At 56.1% G+C, this 537-nt stretch carries 1 protein-coding gene; it reads left to right on the plus strand.

Going from position 1 to position 537, the window contains the following annotated elements:
* The coding region (locus NKI72_RS35385; RefSeq protein WP_352852314.1) for an AMP-binding protein at nt 1-537 on the plus strand (537 nt) is incomplete at both ends.

Here is a 537-nt window from a genome sequence, read left to right on the forward strand (position 1 = left end):
AAGGGGGTTGTTGTTGCTCACCGTGCGGTCAACCGGCTCGTCATCAACAATGGCTATGCGCAGTTCAGCTCGAGTGATCGTGTGGCGTGGGTGGGTAATCCCGCCTTCGACGCCAGCACATTTGAAGTGTGGGCGCCGCTGCTCAACGGTGGCTGCATCATTGCATTGGATGCCACGACCGTCATAAATCCTTCAAATTTTGCCAAGTCACTTGAACAGCAACGGGTGACAACCCTTTTTCTAACAACAGCGTTATTCAACCAATATACGTCATCGATCGCTCCGACGTTAGCACAACTTAAGTACCTCCTCTGTGGAGGCGAGGTCAGTGACGTTCCCTCATTTTTGAGATTGCTGAGAGAAGAAGGTCCTGTACGCCTCATTCACTGCTACGGTCCGACCGAGACAACGACCTTCGCGACAGTCTGCGAGATCGCCCAATCTGTCGGGGGGCTGGCCTCCATCCCGATCGGGCGCCCGATTGCGAACACGCGGGTGTACCTGCTGGACGGTCATGGTGGGCCCGTGCCGTTCGGG

This window comes from Mesorhizobium sp. M0437 (assembly GCF_040321335.1).
In the GTDB taxonomy this organism is placed as follows: Bacteria; Pseudomonadota; Alphaproteobacteria; order Rhizobiales; family Rhizobiaceae; genus Mesorhizobium.